Source organism: Coleofasciculus sp. B1-GNL1-01 (assembly GCF_040220235.1).
GTDB lineage: Bacteria > Cyanobacteriota > Cyanobacteriia > Cyanobacteriales > Coleofasciculaceae > Coleofasciculus.
Genome location: NZ_JAVJTO010000081.1, coordinates 11,092 through 27,084, shown reverse-complemented (window position 1 = coordinate 27,084; position 15,993 = coordinate 11,092). Strand labels below are relative to the sequence as shown.

General features: G+C 44.7%; 12 protein-coding genes and 1 tRNA gene. 10 read left to right on the top strand and 3 right to left on the bottom strand.

The window, feature by feature from the left end; genetic code table 11:
* The first annotated feature begins 261 nt into the window (after positions 1 to 261).
* The 3 genes from RID53_RS19620 (at position 262) to RID53_RS19610 (ending at position 5,714) form a co-directional block, all read left to right on the top strand.
* Positions 262 to 2,190 carry an ABC-F family ATP-binding cassette domain-containing protein gene (locus tag RID53_RS19620; RefSeq protein ID WP_446389689.1) on the top strand — a complete coding sequence of 643 codons (1,929 nt, stop codon included), beginning with the start codon at positions 262 to 264 and terminating at the stop codon, positions 2,188 to 2,190.
* A 134-nt stretch (positions 2,191 to 2,324) separates the two neighbouring features.
* On the top strand, positions 2,325 to 4,160 hold the full coding sequence (locus tag RID53_RS19615) for a glycoside hydrolase family 15 protein (protein WP_446389688.1): 1,836 nt from the start codon (positions 2,325 to 2,327) through the stop codon (positions 4,158 to 4,160).
* A gap of 627 nt (positions 4,161 to 4,787) precedes the next feature.
* Positions 4,788 to 5,714: a hypothetical protein gene (locus tag RID53_RS19610; RefSeq protein ID WP_446389687.1), complete on the top strand. Its 927-nt coding sequence runs from the start codon at positions 4,788 to 4,790 to the stop codon at positions 5,712 to 5,714.
* Between the two features lie 73 nt (positions 5,715 to 5,787).
* Here RID53_RS19610 and RID53_RS19605 read toward each other — a convergent pair whose 3' ends face one another.
* Positions 5,788 to 5,940 (bottom strand): hypothetical protein, encoded by a 153-nt coding sequence (locus RID53_RS19605; protein WP_446389686.1) that lies wholly within the window; start codon positions 5,938 to 5,940, stop codon positions 5,788 to 5,790.
* Between the two features lie 71 nt (positions 5,941 to 6,011).
* On the opposite strand from RID53_RS19605, the gene RID53_RS19600 reads away from it, so the two are divergent.
* Both RID53_RS19600 and RID53_RS19595 read left to right on the top strand, forming a co-directional pair.
* Positions 6,012 to 6,161 carry a hypothetical protein gene (locus RID53_RS19600; protein WP_446389685.1) on the top strand — a complete coding sequence of 50 codons (150 nt, stop codon included), beginning with the start codon at positions 6,012 to 6,014 and terminating at the stop codon, positions 6,159 to 6,161.
* Positions 6,162 to 6,271: 110 nt separating this feature from the next.
* On the top strand, positions 6,272 to 6,529 hold the full coding sequence (locus RID53_RS19595) for a DUF4278 domain-containing protein (protein ID WP_446389684.1): 258 nt from the start codon (positions 6,272 to 6,274) through the stop codon (positions 6,527 to 6,529).
* A 424-nt stretch (positions 6,530 to 6,953) separates the two neighbouring features.
* On the opposite strand, the gene RID53_RS19590 is transcribed toward RID53_RS19595, so the two are convergent.
* Positions 6,954 to 7,026 (bottom strand) — tRNA-His (locus tag RID53_RS19590).
* 118 nt (positions 7,027 to 7,144) lie between these two features.
* Here RID53_RS19590 and RID53_RS19585 point away from each other — a divergent pair.
* The 5 genes from RID53_RS19585 to RID53_RS19565 all read left to right on the top strand — a co-directional run bounded on the left by RID53_RS19585 (position 7,145) and on the right by RID53_RS19565 (position 11,993).
* Entirely contained in the window at positions 7,145 to 7,543 is a 399-nt protein-coding gene (locus RID53_RS19585; protein ID WP_446389683.1) for a DUF4359 domain-containing protein, read from the top strand.
* A 123-nt stretch (positions 7,544 to 7,666) separates the two neighbouring features.
* On the top strand, positions 7,667 to 9,124 hold the full coding sequence (gene gatA, locus RID53_RS19580) for an Asp-tRNA(Asn)/Glu-tRNA(Gln) amidotransferase subunit GatA (protein ID WP_446389682.1): 1,458 nt from the start codon (positions 7,667 to 7,669) through the stop codon (positions 9,122 to 9,124).
* Between the two features lie 218 nt (positions 9,125 to 9,342).
* Positions 9,343 to 10,230, top strand: coding sequence for an alpha/beta hydrolase (locus RID53_RS19575; protein ID WP_446389681.1), 888 nt, complete (start codon positions 9,343 to 9,345; stop codon positions 10,228 to 10,230).
* A gap of 391 nt (positions 10,231 to 10,621) precedes the next feature.
* On the top strand, positions 10,622 to 11,050 hold the full coding sequence (locus tag RID53_RS19570; protein WP_446389680.1) for a peptidoglycan-binding domain-containing protein: 429 nt from the start codon (positions 10,622 to 10,624) through the stop codon (positions 11,048 to 11,050).
* Between the two features lie 340 nt (positions 11,051 to 11,390).
* Complete coding sequence (locus RID53_RS19565; RefSeq protein ID WP_446389679.1) at positions 11,391 to 11,993, top strand: hypothetical protein; 603 nt, start codon at positions 11,391 to 11,393, stop codon at positions 11,991 to 11,993.
* 188 nt (positions 11,994 to 12,181) lie between these two features.
* On the opposite strand, the gene RID53_RS19560 is transcribed toward RID53_RS19565, so the two are convergent.
* Positions 12,182 to 15,988, bottom strand: a complete 3,807-nt coding sequence (locus RID53_RS19560) for a hydantoinase B/oxoprolinase family protein (RefSeq protein ID WP_446389678.1) — start codon at positions 15,986 to 15,988, stop codon at positions 12,182 to 12,184.
* Positions 15,989 to 15,993 lie beyond the last annotated feature (5 nt).

Below are 15,993 nucleotides of genomic sequence, written 5' to 3'. Positions count from 1 at the left end.
TTTAATTTGAACGTGTTAGCGTGAAAATAAGGATGAGGGATAATATCAAGTCCGGTAACATTGGTTGTATAGAGTGGGGAAGGGGTAAAAGGGTAAAAGAATAGAAGAGTAAGGTTTTTGTCCCAATAACTACAGGTATGATAGACAAACGACACAACTGCAGATGACATGAAACAGTTTTACGTGCAGAGACGCACCCACTGTTTTCCCATCAATCAATAAATAGGGCAAATTTAGAAATAGGATCAAGTTAGAAACTTAATGAGTATCTTCACGCTGCAATCCGTTAAAAAAGATTTTGGCATTAAAGAAATCCTCAAAGATGCCAGCTTTAGCCTCGATGCTACCGATAAAGTCGGCTTAATCGGTACGAATGGATCGGGTAAATCCACTCTATTAAAAATGATTGCTGGACTGGAACCCATTGATGGTGGTCAATTTCTGGTCAATCCCGGCGCGAGAATTGCTTACTTACCCCAACAACCGGACTTAGATGAAAATCGTACCGTATTAGAACAGATCTTTGCCGATAGTGGTGAACAGATGAGACTCATCCGGGATTATGAGGAATTATCCCACAAATTGGCACGAAATTCAGACGATAAACAAGTGATGGCACGTTTATCTCAGGTGACGCAGCGCATCGAAACTCTAGGCGCTTGGGACTTAGAAACCAGTGCCAAAGTCATCCTCACGAAGCTAGGAATTCAAGACTTTGATACACCCATTGGTAATTTATCCGGAGGTTATCGGAAGCGCATCGCCTTGGCGACAGCGTTACTATCAGAACCCGATGTTTTACTGATGGATGAACCCACCAACCATTTAGATGCTATGTCGGTAGAATGGTTACAGGGATATTTAAAATCTTATCCGGGAGCCATTCTATTAATTACCCACGATCGCTATTTTTTGGATCAAGTCACCAATCGGATTATTGAAATTGACAGAGGTGATATTTATACCTACAATGGCAACTATGCCTACTACTTAGAGAAAAAAGCCCTAGCTGAAGAAACTGCCGTCAGTCAAGAACGGAAACATCAGAATGTATTGCGGCGAGAGTTGGAATGGCTGAAACGAGGTCCAAAAGCGCGGAGTACGAAGCAGAAAGCGCGAATTGACCGCATCCATCAGATGCAGGATCAAGAGTTTAAACAGGCTCAAGGCAAAGTCGATATTTCCACAGCCAGTCGTCGGATTGGCAAGAAAGTGATTGAGTTAGAGAATGTCTCTAAAGGGTATGGCGATCGCACGTTAATCCAAAACTTTACCTACGAATTTAGTCCCGACGATCGCGTTGGCATTATTGGCGAAAATGGGAGTGGTAAATCCACATTAATGGATATTATCACTGGGCGAATTGAGCCGGATTCAGGTGAGGTGGATATTGGCGCAACGATTCATATCGGCTATTTTGACCAGCATTCTGATGATTTACTAATGGCAATCAATCAAGATCAACGAGTGATTGATTACCTCAAAGAAGTGGCAGAATATGTGAAAGCTGGGGATGGAACGCTGATTACGGCGTCACAAATGTTAGAACGGTTTCTGTTTCCACCGAATCAACAATACATTCCCATTCATAAACTGTCTGGAGGAGAAAAGCGCCGCCTATTTTTGTTACGTGTTTTAATGAGCGCTCCCAATGTGTTAATTTTGGACGAACCGACCAATGATTTAGATGTACAAACGCTTTCGGTATTAGAAGATTACCTAGAAAATTTCAATGGCTGTGTGATTGTGGTATCTCACGATCGCTATTTTTTAGATCGCACCGTCAACAAAATTTTTGCCTTAGAATCAGAAGGAATTCTGCGTCAGTATCCGGGTAACTATTCTGTGTATCTGGATTACAAGGAAGCGGAAGCAGCAGCGGCTGAAGCCAGTGCTAAGATGCAACAGAAGTCAGAAAAGTCGGCAAATGGGGAAACGCTGACAACGCAATCGTCTGGTAATGGAAAACCGCGTCGGCTTTCTAATTGGGAACGGCGCGAGTTTGAAGAATTAGAGGATAAAATTCCCCAACTGGAAGCGGAGAAGGCAGAGGTGGAAAAAGCGCTGTATAATTCATCTCCTGGTAAAGTGGATCAGGTGCAGGAACTTTATCAGAAATTAGAAACCTTGACTCATACTATTGATACAGCCACAGAACGTTGGTTGGAATTGGCGGAAATTGGGGAATAGTCTTATGTCATTCGTCATTCGTCATTCGTCATACTCGCTTCCCAAAAGAAGCAAGCTACGTCATTTGTCATTTTTCCTTGATTAATGGACGGTGGTTTAAACTTCAAAATTGAACATTAAACATTCATAATTCAATGGCATATCAATCTATCGAGAATTACGGCATTATCGGCAATATGCACACCACAGCCTTAGTTGGCTTAGGAGGTTCAATTGACTGGTTTTGCTTTCCTCGACACGATTCTCCGAGTGTTTTTGCCGCATTACTGGATGCTGAGAAAGGGGGTCATTTTAAGATTGCTCCCTGTGTGGATGGCGTCACTCATAAACAGTTATATTGGCCCGAAACGAATGTGTTGGTGACTCGCTTCCTGGCGTCTTGTGGGGTAGGTGAGATTATTGATTTTATGCCTGTTGGTATGCCAGTGAATCAGAAAGGGTATCACTGGTTAGTGCGGCAGGTTAAAGTCGTTCGCTGCAAAATGAAGTTTCGCTTAGAGTGCTATCCTGCTTTTAATTATGCCCGCGATCGCCACGAGACGATTCTCTCATCCACGGGGGCGTGTTTTAAGTCGCCGTCTCTGAGTTTGGGGTTGGTGACGGATGTTCCTTTAAAACAAAATGAATGCGGTGTCTTCACCGAATTTACGTTAGAGTCTGGACAAACCGCCGTTTTTGTGCTGCAAGAAACTGACCAGGATGGGGGGTGTAGTTTGCCCCTGCGCCATCAAGAAGCGATTCAACTCTTTGACGATACGGTGGCGTATTGGCGACGCTGGATTGGCAAATGTACTTATGAAGGTCGATGGCGCGAGACGGTGGAACGTTCAGCCCTGGCGTTAAAATTACTCACCTACGAACCTACGGGAGCAATTATAGCCGCGCCGACTTGCAGCTTGCCAGAAATGATTGGGGGTTCCCGAAATTGGGATTATCGCTATACCTGGATTCGAGATGCATCCTTTACCCTGTATGCCCTACTCCGTATCGGGTTTACCGAGGAAGCCGCCCAGTTCATGCTGTTCTTGGAAAATCGCTGTCAGGAGTTGGATGCAGAAGATCCGTTGCAGATTATGTATGGTATTGATGGCTATCATGATCTCGATGAAGAGATTCTGGATCATCTTGAGGGGTATAAGGGATCTTACCCGGTTCGGATTGGCAATGGGGCTTATAAGCAGTTACAGCTTGATATTTATGGCGAATTGATGGACTCGGTATATTTGTTCAACAAATATGGCACGCCGATTTCCTATGACTTGTGGCTATCCCTACGGCGGTTACTGAATTGGGTTTGCGATAATTGGCAACGCCAAGATGAAGGAATCTGGGAAACACGCGGGGGACGTAAAGACTTTATTTACTCTAATCTCATGTGTTGGGTTGCACTTGATCGTGGTTTACGTTTGGCTCAAAAGCGCTCATTGCCAGCAGATCACCAGCGATGGCTTAAGGAACGCGATCGCATCTATGAAGAAATTATGACAAAGGGATGGAGTGAGGAGCGTCAAGCTTTTGTTCAATATTACGGTAGCACGTCCCTAGATGCCAGTAATCTGATTATGCCCTTAATTTTCTTCATGTCTCCCACTGATCCTCGCATGTTGAAAACCCTGGATGCGATTAATTCCCCCCCAGAAATAGGGGGACTGGTTTCCGATAGTTTAGTGTATCGGTATAATCCCGAAGAAGCGCCAGATGGTATTTCAGGGACAGAAGGAACGTTTAATCTCTGTACATTCTGGCTAGTTGAGGCGTTGACAAGGGCGGGAAAAGCAGACACTAAGCGACTTGATCGCGCTCGACTGATTTTTGAACAGATGCTCAGTTATGCCAACCATTTAGGATTGTATGCCGAGGAAACGGGATCAAGTGGTGAAGCGTTGGGCAATTTTCCCCAAGCGTTTACCCATGTATCTTTAATTAGTGCGGCGTGGAATCTGAATCGGGCGATCGAGCATAATTTATAGCGTATCAGTTCAAGAAGTCACGGCGATTAAAATCGCTGCTACACAAACAAAGTTCGCCTGCGCGGACTGGATTATAAAGGAGGTAATCAACCCAGATTTGTATTACCCACCGCTAACTGCTATTACGCCGACTGACGCTCTAGAACAGTAGTCCAGTAATCGAAATCGATGCTAGTTGTAGTTGTAGGTTGGGTTGACGCCAGGAAACTCAACAAAAGATACAGCAGTTTGCTCTGCTATGCGATACATTGTCGATCCCCCTAAATCCCCCTTAAAAAGGGGGACTTTGATCTACTGTACTTTATTACAGAATTAAGCGCTGTATCGATGCTAGAACTTCTGAAAAACAGTAGCACAATAATCAATGACGCGATCACTCCTACCTTACCTAAGGCAGAAAACTCTGTAGCGGCTCTCAACTGCTAACGATACACCCAAACATAGGGGCGCAAGGCTTGCGCCCTCACCTAAGTAGAATAGCACTGAAAATTTGCATTTTGGAGTCGCCACAACCCTTGACATACCGTAGGGTGGGCATTGCCAACCAACCTTTACATTGAATTGTTGGGTTTTTAACGCCTAGAATTGTGTAACATAGTGGCATAAGTTTCTAGTTTAAGTGTAGAAGTGACAGAAAAAAATGAGTTGTTGAAGCTTGTCATTGAAGTAGATGACGAACTAATTCAAGAGGGGGCAGAACCCTGGCAACGTCCTATAGGGACATACATGAAAATTGCACAGCGTTTGCACCCTGGTAGTAGCACTACTCTTGAAAACGATCCACTTTTCAACGCCGTTAATCAGATATACAGTGAATTATATCGTTCCTCCGATCTTCATAAGCCGCCTATGCATATAGGAGCCTTTATGTTCCGGGATGTATTTTTTCCTATACGCATTCCACTCATTGTTGGCACACCTGCAATCAAACCAGTGGATTTCATAGATGTACCTGAGAGACAAAAAAAATGGCTGTTTAATGATCAACAATCTGGGTTTGCTTTCTTTGATCAAGTCATTGATATTCTGGATTTTGTGTATGGACTTGATGACATTAATAAAATAAGTAAACTCCCTAGTAAAACGGTGGAATGGTGGTTTCTAGCCAAACAGCAACTTGAGGCAGCGGCAGCGACTGTATTAGGTTCATTCAATAAATATGCTGTAATCCAAAATTGTTGTATATCGACAGAACTGCTATTAAAGGGCGCTCTTATGGCTAAAGGGATTAATGAGGAAACTTTGAAAAGCAAGAAACAGGGTTATGGACACAACCTGGAAAACTTGGTATATAAAACTGCTCAACAGTTACCAAACCTCGATCAAAAAACTGTATTATTCGCCGTTAAGCAACTTCCAGACTATGTTGAAAGTCGGTATGAAGCCAAAGATTTTTCCCGTTTAGCTCTTGGGAGTTTTTTGATGAATACCCAGTTCATTGGCGGTGAAATTATACGCCAGTTTAGCGATCGTAACTTTCGTAAAGACTTCAAAGCTACGCCGGATGATCCTTGGATCTTGACTCATCGGACATTTCCCAAACAAATAAAATGAAGTGAGTCAATAAGATATTATACATTAATAGATATTCTCTAATTCCGCTACCCGATAAACTGCTGTTCGGCATTTAAACCTTAATGTCAATAATGGCGAAATCACGTTCAGTGCGAGCATCTTGCTCGCTACCCATTCCCAATTTAAATGCATGACAGCTTAACGCCCAGCGATATCCTTTTATCTGTGCTGATGTGGTAACTCGGTGAAGCTGGCTTTCGTCCATATTTACCCATCACCCTGCTCTATCAGCAACAATCTGTCGCCACATCCGGTTGACTAGACACAGGCGTAACTGTGCATGTACTCCCTGATCCAATCGGTGTTGAACTGGGATATGAGTGGGAACGACAGACAACTACGTTGAGCTTAAAGGGAAACTTGGCACAGTATGAAGCTTGTGCTGTGGTTGTTCAAGCCGCGATCGCACAGTTTGAACCGATATAACCACCCCACCCCCTTTAAATGAATTGTGAACAAAAACAGGGGTGGAATACTTGCTGAGAAATTGTTAGCTGTATATGATAGATAAAAGTTTATGAATTCAATAAGAACCAATGAAGTTTTGCTATCGCGGTGTCTCTTACGAAAAAAAGCCTGTTCAATTTAAAATTGTTGACACAGGTGAGGTCGCAAAATTCCGGGGAGGTTACTATATGGTTCACCGGACAGCGATGAATTTAGCCCCCCAGGATAAATCAGGATTGGTTTATCGAGGTGTTCCTGAAGATAAAGGTAAGCATACCGTACAATTTTTGGGGTGCAAATACAATATTTCCCATGTATTTGTTCAACCTATAAAAGCACAAGCTTAATTTCTAAAAAGAACAACATGTTGACTTAGCTATTTTAAAATAAACAGGGATAGAAGTGTATCATTGTTTTCCCACTTACATTGCTGATTAGCGGAATAGCTAAGTTCTTAAATTGATTTTGGTGATTCCTTGCCACTCCCAATTTCCTCGTTCTTACTCTGGAAGAGAGAACGGGGCATTTTCTTGACAAAATCTGGATTTAATGGTATTATTTCGCGTTTAAATTGGGTATAGGTAGCGAGCAAGATGCAAAGCCTGCGGCATGGCTTCGCTTAACGCACACCAAGGATGGGAGCTATTATGGAGCTTCAGCCATCGAAGCAGAAATTTTTATAAGCGTTGAACCTATCGTCGCTTAAACCCTTACAGGATCAAGCTTAACGATAAGTATCGTACATCAGGACTGAGATGATTTTAATTTAAGGGCGAACGATGGGACTCGAACCCACGAATGGTGGAACCACAATCCACTGCCTTAACCCCTTGGCTACGCTCGCCATACAGTTTTTTAGTATAGCATCAAGTCGGTGAGTTGCAACAGTATTTCTTGGCAATTTACCGGAACTCATACGTTAGAGGCGAAAGTCATAACCCATGGAGGCTTAACGGAGTGGCATGAAATCGTTAAAAATTATTACAGCATTGGGTGGAACCGCGCTAGTTGTGCTAGGAGTTGGATTGGCATGGATGAATCCGGGTAAGGAGGCTTATGAGGAGTACGCCGTTGAAAAACTCAGCACCTACCTCAAAGATGAAGTTTGCACTCAAACCCCCAAGCAATTAGAGTTTCTCAATCCTGATCCAGAATTCCTCAAGCGTCAATGCCAATCCCTCGTGGATACGGGACGTCCCCAAATCCAGCAAATTATTGACCAGCAGACTGAACGACAAAACTGGGTAATTTTCAGCATTTACCGCACCGATATTAACATCAGCCCCTTATTGCCCGCTTACCATTTTGAAACGGTGGGAGTTTTGCAACAATTTTTGACCTATCAGGCGCAACAGCAGTAGGGGTTTGGTCTCCAAACCCTGTTTGGTTTCCAAACCCCTTTTTGTCACCAAACCCCTTTTTCGGTGAATTTTTGCCAAAATACGAAAGGCAAACATGGTAAATCAATATAAATAGGTACAAGCATGGCATCCATTCGTGAGCTGCACCAACAACTTATCGACAAAGAACGCACCAGTGTTGAAATCACGCAAGACGCCCTCAATCGCATTCAGGCGCTAGAACCGAAAATCCATAGCTTTTTGCATATTACAGCCGACTATGCCCTTGAACAGGCGCGTCAAGTGGATGCCAAAATCGCAGCGGGGGAAGAAATCGGCATGTTGGCGGGGATTCCGATTGGCATCAAAGATAATATGTGTACTCAAGGTATTCCCACTACCTGCGCCTCTCGCATCCTGGAAAACTTCGTCCCACCTTATGAGTCTACCGTGACTCAAAAACTTAAGGATGCGGGGGCTGTCATGGTGGGCAAAACTAATTTGGATGAATTTGCTATGGGGAGTTCCTGCGAAACCTCTGGCTATCAACAGACAGCGAATCCATGGGACTTGTCCCGCGTCCCTGGGGGTTCCTCTGGGGGTTCGGCTACGGCGGTTGCGGCTAGCGAATGTGTGGTTGCGATCGGTTCGGATACAGGGGGTTCAATTCGTCTACCTGCATCATTCTGCGGGATTGTTGGCATGAAACCCACCTATGGGTTAGTGTCTCGTTATGGTTTAGTCGCTTATGCATCGTCGTTGGATCAAATTGGTCCGTTTGGACGAAGCGTAGAAGATGCGGCTATTTTACTTAACGCGATCGCAGGCTATGATCCAAATGACTCAACCAGTCTCAAGCTGGAGATTCCCGACTACACCCAATCCCTGCAACCTGATTTAAAATCCAAAGGTCTCAAAATTGGCATTATTAAAGAAACCTTTGGTGAAGGCTTAGATCCTGTCATTGCCCAAACCGTTCAACAAGCCATTGATCAGCTCAAAAGCCTAGGTGCTGAAGTACAAGAAATTTCTTGTCCCCGATTTCGCTATGGATTGCCCGCCTACTATATTATTGCTCCCAGTGAAGCCTCAGCCAACCTCGCTCGCTACGATGGCGTCAAGTATGGGTTTCGCACGCCGGAAGCCGAAAATCTTTTAGAAATGTACAAGAAAACTCGTGCAGCCGGGTTCGGGGCGGAAGTCAAGCGCCGGATTATGTTGGGAACCTATGCTCTATCCGCTGGCTATTATGACGCTTATTATCTTAAAGCGCAAAAAGTTCGTACCCTAATTAAGCAAGACTTCGAGCAAGCCTTTGAAAAGGTAGATGTTTTAGTTTGTCCCACCGCCCCAACTCCTCCATTTAAAGCCGGAGAAAAAATCTCAGATCCGTTAACTATGTACTTATCGGACTTAATGACAATTCCCGTAAACTTGTCAGGATTACCAGGAATGAGTATTCCTTGTGGATTTGATGACCAAGGATTACCCATTGGGATGCAACTAATTGGGAAAGTATTGGGCGAAGAACAGGTATTTCAAGTCGCTTACGCTTACGAACAGTCTACGGATTGGCATCTCAAACAACCACCGCTTAAATAGAACATGTAGAGACGTGCCATGGCACGTCTGGGTGCAGGGAGGCAGAGGTGCAGGGGCAAGGAGATATAATTTGTAGGGGCGGGTTTGACCGATAACATTATCGAGAAAACTGATAACTTGACTCAACCCGCCCTAATTGGAAAACAAGGTGAGTCAAAAACAGCATCAAGTTTGTAGTCGTTTAACGCTTTGATTTGCCCTGGGAGAGTATTACGGGAATGAATAATTATATTTTATTGCTGGGAAAGAGGTTCCTAATTCTAGCGGGAATTGTCGCCATCATTTATCTGTTAGCCTGTATCTCTATCTGGTTAGGGCAAAATCGCCTAGTTTTTGTTCCCACTAAGACCATTAAAACTACACCAGAAGACTTGGGCTTAAGTTATCAGGAGGTGTGGATACCTGTAACTTCTGATCAGCCAGAACGTCTCCATGGGTGGTGGATTCCCGCCACCTCGCCCAAAACCGGGGTACTGCTGTATTTACATGGAAATGGGGAGAATATTGGCGCGAATATCGAACGGGCAATGGAATTTCACCAATTGGGTTTGGATGTCTTGTTATTTGATTACCGAGGCTATGGTCAAAGTGAGGGCAAGTTTCCCACTGAAACCCAAGTGTACCAAGATGCTCAAGCGGCGTGGGATTATCTGGTGCAGCAACAGGGTATTCCGCCCCAGAATATTGTCGTCTATGGTCAATCTCTAGGGGGCGCGATCGCGATCGATTTAGCGGTGAAAAATCCCAGCATTCAGGGTTTGATTTTGGAAAGTACATTTACCTCAATGCGGGATATGGTCGATCATCAAGGAATCTATGGGTTATTTCCGGCTGATTTGCTGCTGACGCAAAAGTTTAACTCGAAAAGCAAAGTTCCTGCTCTTAAAATGCCGATTCTTTTAATTCACGGCACAGATGACCCCGTTGTACCTGCTTACATGAGCCAAGTTTTATTTGATACTATAACAGGTTCAAAACAACTCTTCCTGGTTCCTGATGCGGATCATGATAATGTGGCTACTGTAGCTGGCAAAGACTATCAGCAAAGGATTCGACATTTTCTTCAACTCAAATCTAATCCTGAACCACAAATATCAAAAGACTAAAATTATCTGTACTTCTGCTTTCTGCCCTCTGCCTTGCCTCAACTCAAAATATTATTAGTTCCCTAATCTCAACCGTTAACCTTAATTGTGTCCACCTACTTAGTACCTTTGCCTTGATAATAAAGCATCTTCCTTTAGGTTAGTTTTAACACTATCTTGCTCCTTACTTAGGATTCAAAAGGAGTAAATTATAAGTCTGACTTAAGATCAATGTTACTTCTCAAGATTTTATATAGATTAAAAGTATAGTCAGTTAAATTGTTGGGACAGGTTTAACAAGTTTTATTTGATGAGGCAATTTTTCCAGCCTAATTTCTGTTCAAGATTCATCGAGACTGACTAGATAAGACCCAAAACGTTAAAAAATTCATTTTGTAAGGAGATTATAATTATGAGTACCAGAATTTTCCCATCCAGTTTTGTATCTGTCGGTGTGGTGTCTGTGATGTCTCTAGCCTCTGTCGGTTTAGCTAGCGCCCCCATAAACGCACAAGTCCCTGAGGCTGCTACTGATCTAGAGGAATATGACACTACAGCACCCACACTAGGCTATGGTAATACGGGAGAAACCGTTGCCGATGTGCAAAGCTTCTTAAAAGAGCAAGGGTATTATAATGGCGCAATTGACGGCGTTTATGGTGAAAGAACTCGTGAAGCCGTTAGAACCTTCCAAGAGGATCGAGGCTTATTTGGAGATGGCATCATTGGGAATCAAACCTGGGATGCTATGACTGATTTGGAAGCGGGAACTGAGGACGATTTTATAGACAGGGAGTCCGATTTGGAAGCGGGAACTGAGGACGATTTTGGGATCGAGTAATACGAACTCGCCTACTACAAAAGGCTTGCTCATGACAAAAGACTGATTATCTCATATCAAGGAAAATCCTCAGGTAACCTTTCAATGTTCCTCGTAGGGGCGCAAAGACATGCGCCCTAACTGAATAGGAACAATCTGTTCTCTTTTTAAGATGATCAGTTTCCGACAAACCTGAATTATCATCCCAGTTACAATCGCAGCTATTTTACACGAAAACTGGCTCAAATTTGACTCAAACCTATACCACTTTTAATTTCCCCCTCTCCCTCTGAGGTGGGTTGACCTAAATCTTTTCAGCCTTTATTTTAGCTCTATTGTCAAATTAGAGGTTGAATATCGGATGAGACGAAATTTAATCTACGCCATTCTACTGGTAACGTTCGCTATCCTAACTTACCTATTTGCACCGCAACCGCAGCCAGCATCAGCCTGCGCCTGTTGCGTCGATGCAGGAACCTGGGAGCAATACTCGCAAGATGTCGGAGACTACGAACTCAAAACCTTCAATGAACTCCAATTTGCCCCCCAAGCTGAACTTTACATGACTCCTGCTGGGGCAAGCCTTATTGAAGGACTAGGCAAACCATCACCTCCCTATACAATATCACGATCAACTAATGGCAAAAAGTGGAATTTCCAGTTCACTGATGACCAAGGGCGAACCGGAAATCTGTCCTTCTCCTATCCCCAAACTGTGACTCATTTTCGCAGTTCCCTCGGTAGTCAATTGGAAGGGCAAGTAGACCTTTACAAAGAATACCGCGCTGAGGGAAAAGTTTCTGGTAATGGGATTTTTGCTCCGGGAATAACTGATAATACCCGGTTCAAACTCATCTTACAGAGTACGGGAAATAAATGTATGAGTTCTGAACAATTTGATAGTTGGCGTTTGAATGTGTCTGGATCCGAAGCAGAGTACGCCTTTTATGGCAATTTGAACTGAATTTTGTCCTCCCCAAAACAACCCCACCCTAACCCTCCCCTTACAAAGGGGAGGGAACATTTCCCCCCTTAGCAAGGGGGGATTAAGGGGGGTTATTTTCAAGGTAACGAGATTCAACATTTCACACAGAAAGCTTTTAACCTTAAGTTGACACCAATGTACTGACGTGCGCCCCTACACTTTCCGGTTCATTCAGAACTACCAAATCCTCCACCCCCAGGCGTCTCAATCACAAACACATCTCTCGCCTCCATTTCCACAACCGCCGTATTTCCTAATTCCTCAATCGTTCCATCCTGACGTTCCACATAATTCTTCCCCACAGCACCCGCTTCTCCCCCCTGTAATCCAAAGGGTGCAACAACTCGATGTCCGGATAAAATTGCGGCTGTCATCGGTTGCAAAAACCGCATCCGCCGAATCACACCATTCCCCCCACACTGCTTCCCCTTTCCACCACTATTTCCACGAATGCCAAACTGTTCTAATATCACCGGAAACCTCCATTCTAAAACTTCTGGGTCGGTTAAACGAGAATTGGTCATGTGGGTATGTACTGCATCTGCCCCATTAAACTCTACCCCAGCACCGGAACCGCCACAAATGGTTTCATAATATTGATAATTTTCATTACCAAAGGTAAAATTATTCATTGTTCCCTGAGATGCAGCCATTACCCCCAACGCCCCATATAGCGCATCGGTAATCACCTGGGATGTTTCCACATTCCCCGCCACAACCGCCGCCGGATAACGGGGATTTAATAGACAGCCTTCGGGAATAATAATATCTAGGGGTTTGAGACATCCAGCATTCAATGGAATATCATCATCCACTAACGTCCGGAAGACATAGAGAACCGCCGCTTTACACACCGCAGCCGGGGCATTAAAGTTATTGGATAACTGTGCCGATGTCCCAGTAAAATCAATCGTGGCGCGGCGATTTTCTCGGTCAATGCCAATGGCAACTTGAATCTGCCCGCCTGTATCTAATTTATAGGTAAAATTGCCATCTTTCAGCACATCAATGACACGCCGCACCGACTCTTCGGCATTATTCTGGACGTGTCCCATATAAGCTTGTACGGTGTCTAATCCCGACTGTTTCACCATCCGCCGCAACTCTTGCACACCTTTTTCATTGGCAGCAATTTGTGCTTGTAAGTCGGCGATATTTTGGGTGATATTTCGCACCGGATAGGTGCCAGATAGGAGTAATTCGGATAATTCTTTTTCTCGGAAACGTCCGGATTCTACTACCTTAAAATTATCAAGTAATACTCCTTCTTCGTCTACGGTTGTGCTATCCGGTGGCATCGAACCGGGAGTAATTCCGCCAATGTCCGCATGGTGTCCCCGGGAGGCGACGTAGAATAAGGGTGACGAATTTTGATCCCCCCTCGCCCCCCTTTTTAAGGGGGGTTGATTTGGGGACGGGGAGGATGTAGGAGTGGATTTTGTCGAAGATTTGCTCGTTTGATCAACAGTATCGGTAATCCCGCTTTCGTCCAGAAAAACTGGGGTAATTACCGTGACATCAGGTAAGTGTGTCCCACCGTTATAGGGATTATTAATCGCATAAACATCTCCCGGTTTGAGACTATCGCCATACGCCTCAATTAAACTGCGAACGCTTTCACTCATGGAACCCAAATGTACAGGGATATGAGGGGCATTGGCAACGAGTTGTCCTTGTCCGTCAAAAATAGCACAGGAGAAGTCTAACCGTTCTTTGATATTTACCGAATAACTGGTGTTTTGCAGTGTGGTTCCCATTTGTTCGGCAATGGAACGGAAAAGATTATTAAAGATTTCTAGCGTTACCGGATCAGGCTGGGAAAGGTTTGTTTGTTGATTGTCAATTGTTGATGGTTGATTGTTGACTTTTGATTGTTGGGTTTTCTTTAAAATTAAATGATTCCGTTCGGTTACTTCAGCTTGCCAACCCGGTTCAATGACATTGGTTCCCGTTGTTTCAATAATTAATGCAGGTGCGGGAATAGAGTCTCCAGGCTGTAAATCGTCTCGCTTAAATACAGGGGTTTCGTACCATGCATCGGCAGTATACATCTGCACCTTGGCTACAGGTTGCGGCGGTTCTGAACGTTGACGCTGAATCACGGGTTCTTCTGGCACATCCATCGGCTGGATTACTTCTACCGATACCGAGTCCACAATTAGGGCTTTTTCTTCCACAATAAACCCATAACGTTGCCGATGCGCTTCCTCAAATTGCTGTCGCATTTCAGCCACGCTACCGAAATCGATAATTAAGGGTGAGTCTGTCCCCTGATATTTCAAATGCACTTTGCGGATGACTTGACTATCAATTGGCGTGGATTCTCCTATCTGAGTCGTGGCAATTTCTTCTTTGCCGCTGGCTATTAACTCGGTGAATATTTCCTCCAAGGGAGCAATATCTGGTGTCCCTACCGACAGTAATTCCTCCGTTAATTTGGCTTCTACCGAACGTTCCCGCAAGGTTCGCACATCTGCCAATCCCATCCCGTAAGCCGATAATACCCCCGCATAAGGATGAAGAAATACCTGTTTCATCCCCAAAGCATCAGCAATTAAGCAGGCGTGTTGTCCGCCAGCGCCGCCAAAGCAACACAAGGTATAGTTGGATACGTCATAGCCTCGTTGTAAGGAGATTTTCTTGATCGCATTTGCCATTTTTTCGACGGCAATGGCTAAAAATCCGGCGGCGACGGCTTCGGGTGTTCGCTTATCCCCAATATCTGCCGCCAATTGACTAAATTTATCTCGCACTACCTGGTCATTTAAGGGTAAATTGCCATCAAGTCCAAACACTTTAGGAAAGAACTCCGGCTGCAATTTCCCCACCATGACATTGCAATCGGTTACGGTTAACGGACCCCCCTTGGAATAAGCAGCCGGACCCGGATTTGCCCCCGCCGATTCGGGTCCGACTCGATACCGCGCCCCATCAAATTTCACGATTGAACCGCCACCCGCCGCTACGGTATGAATGGACATCATCGGGGTACGTAATCTAACGCCCGCAATCTCGGTTTCAAAGGTGCGTTCGTATTCGCCGTTGTAATGGGCGACATCGGTAGAGGTTCCGCCCATATCAAAACTAATAATCTGATCAAATCCGGCTAATTGACTGGTTTGTACTGCGCCAACAATACCTCCTGTTGGACCAGATAAAATACTGTCTTTTCCCTGAAATGTGCGGGCGTCTGTGAGTCCACCGTTGGACTGCATGAACATTAATCGGATCGATTGTTGATTGTTGATTGTTGATTGTTGATTGTTGATTTCTCCGGCTAATTGACTGGAAACTTGGTTAACATACCGCCGCAGAATGGGAGATAAATAGGCATCAACAACAGTGGTGTCACCCCGACTAACTATTTTCATCAAGGGTGTGACGTCATGGGAAACTGAGATTTGAGTAAATCCGATCGCACTCGCTAAGTTGGCAAGTTCCTGTTCGTGCCCCGGATAGCGATAGCCATGCATTAAGACGATCGCACAACTGCGAATTCCGTTATCATAAGCGGCTTGTAAGGCTTGGCGAGTGGCGTCTATCTGCACCGGAATTAATTCATCTCCGTGGGCGCTGTAGCGTTCCTCGACTTCAATCACCCGTTCGTAAAGCATTTCTGGTAAGATAATCTCACGGGCAAATATATTGGGGCGGTTTTGATAGCCGATGCGGAGGGCATCGCGGAAGCCTTTGGTGATCATTAAAACGGTGCGATCGCCTTTTCTCTCTAGTAAGGCATTCGTGGCTACGGTTGTCCCCATTTTCACGGCGTCAATCTGTTCGGTGGGAATCGCTGCATCAGCGGAAAGTCCCATCACTTCGCGAATTCCCTGTACTGGTGCATCGGTGTAGCGATCGGGGTTTTCTGAGAGGAGTTTGTGAATTACCAATTGTCCATCGGGGCGACGCGCCACAATGTCGGTAAATGTGCCGCCGCGATCAATCCAAAATTGCCACCCTTGATTAGAAGTCATGTCTA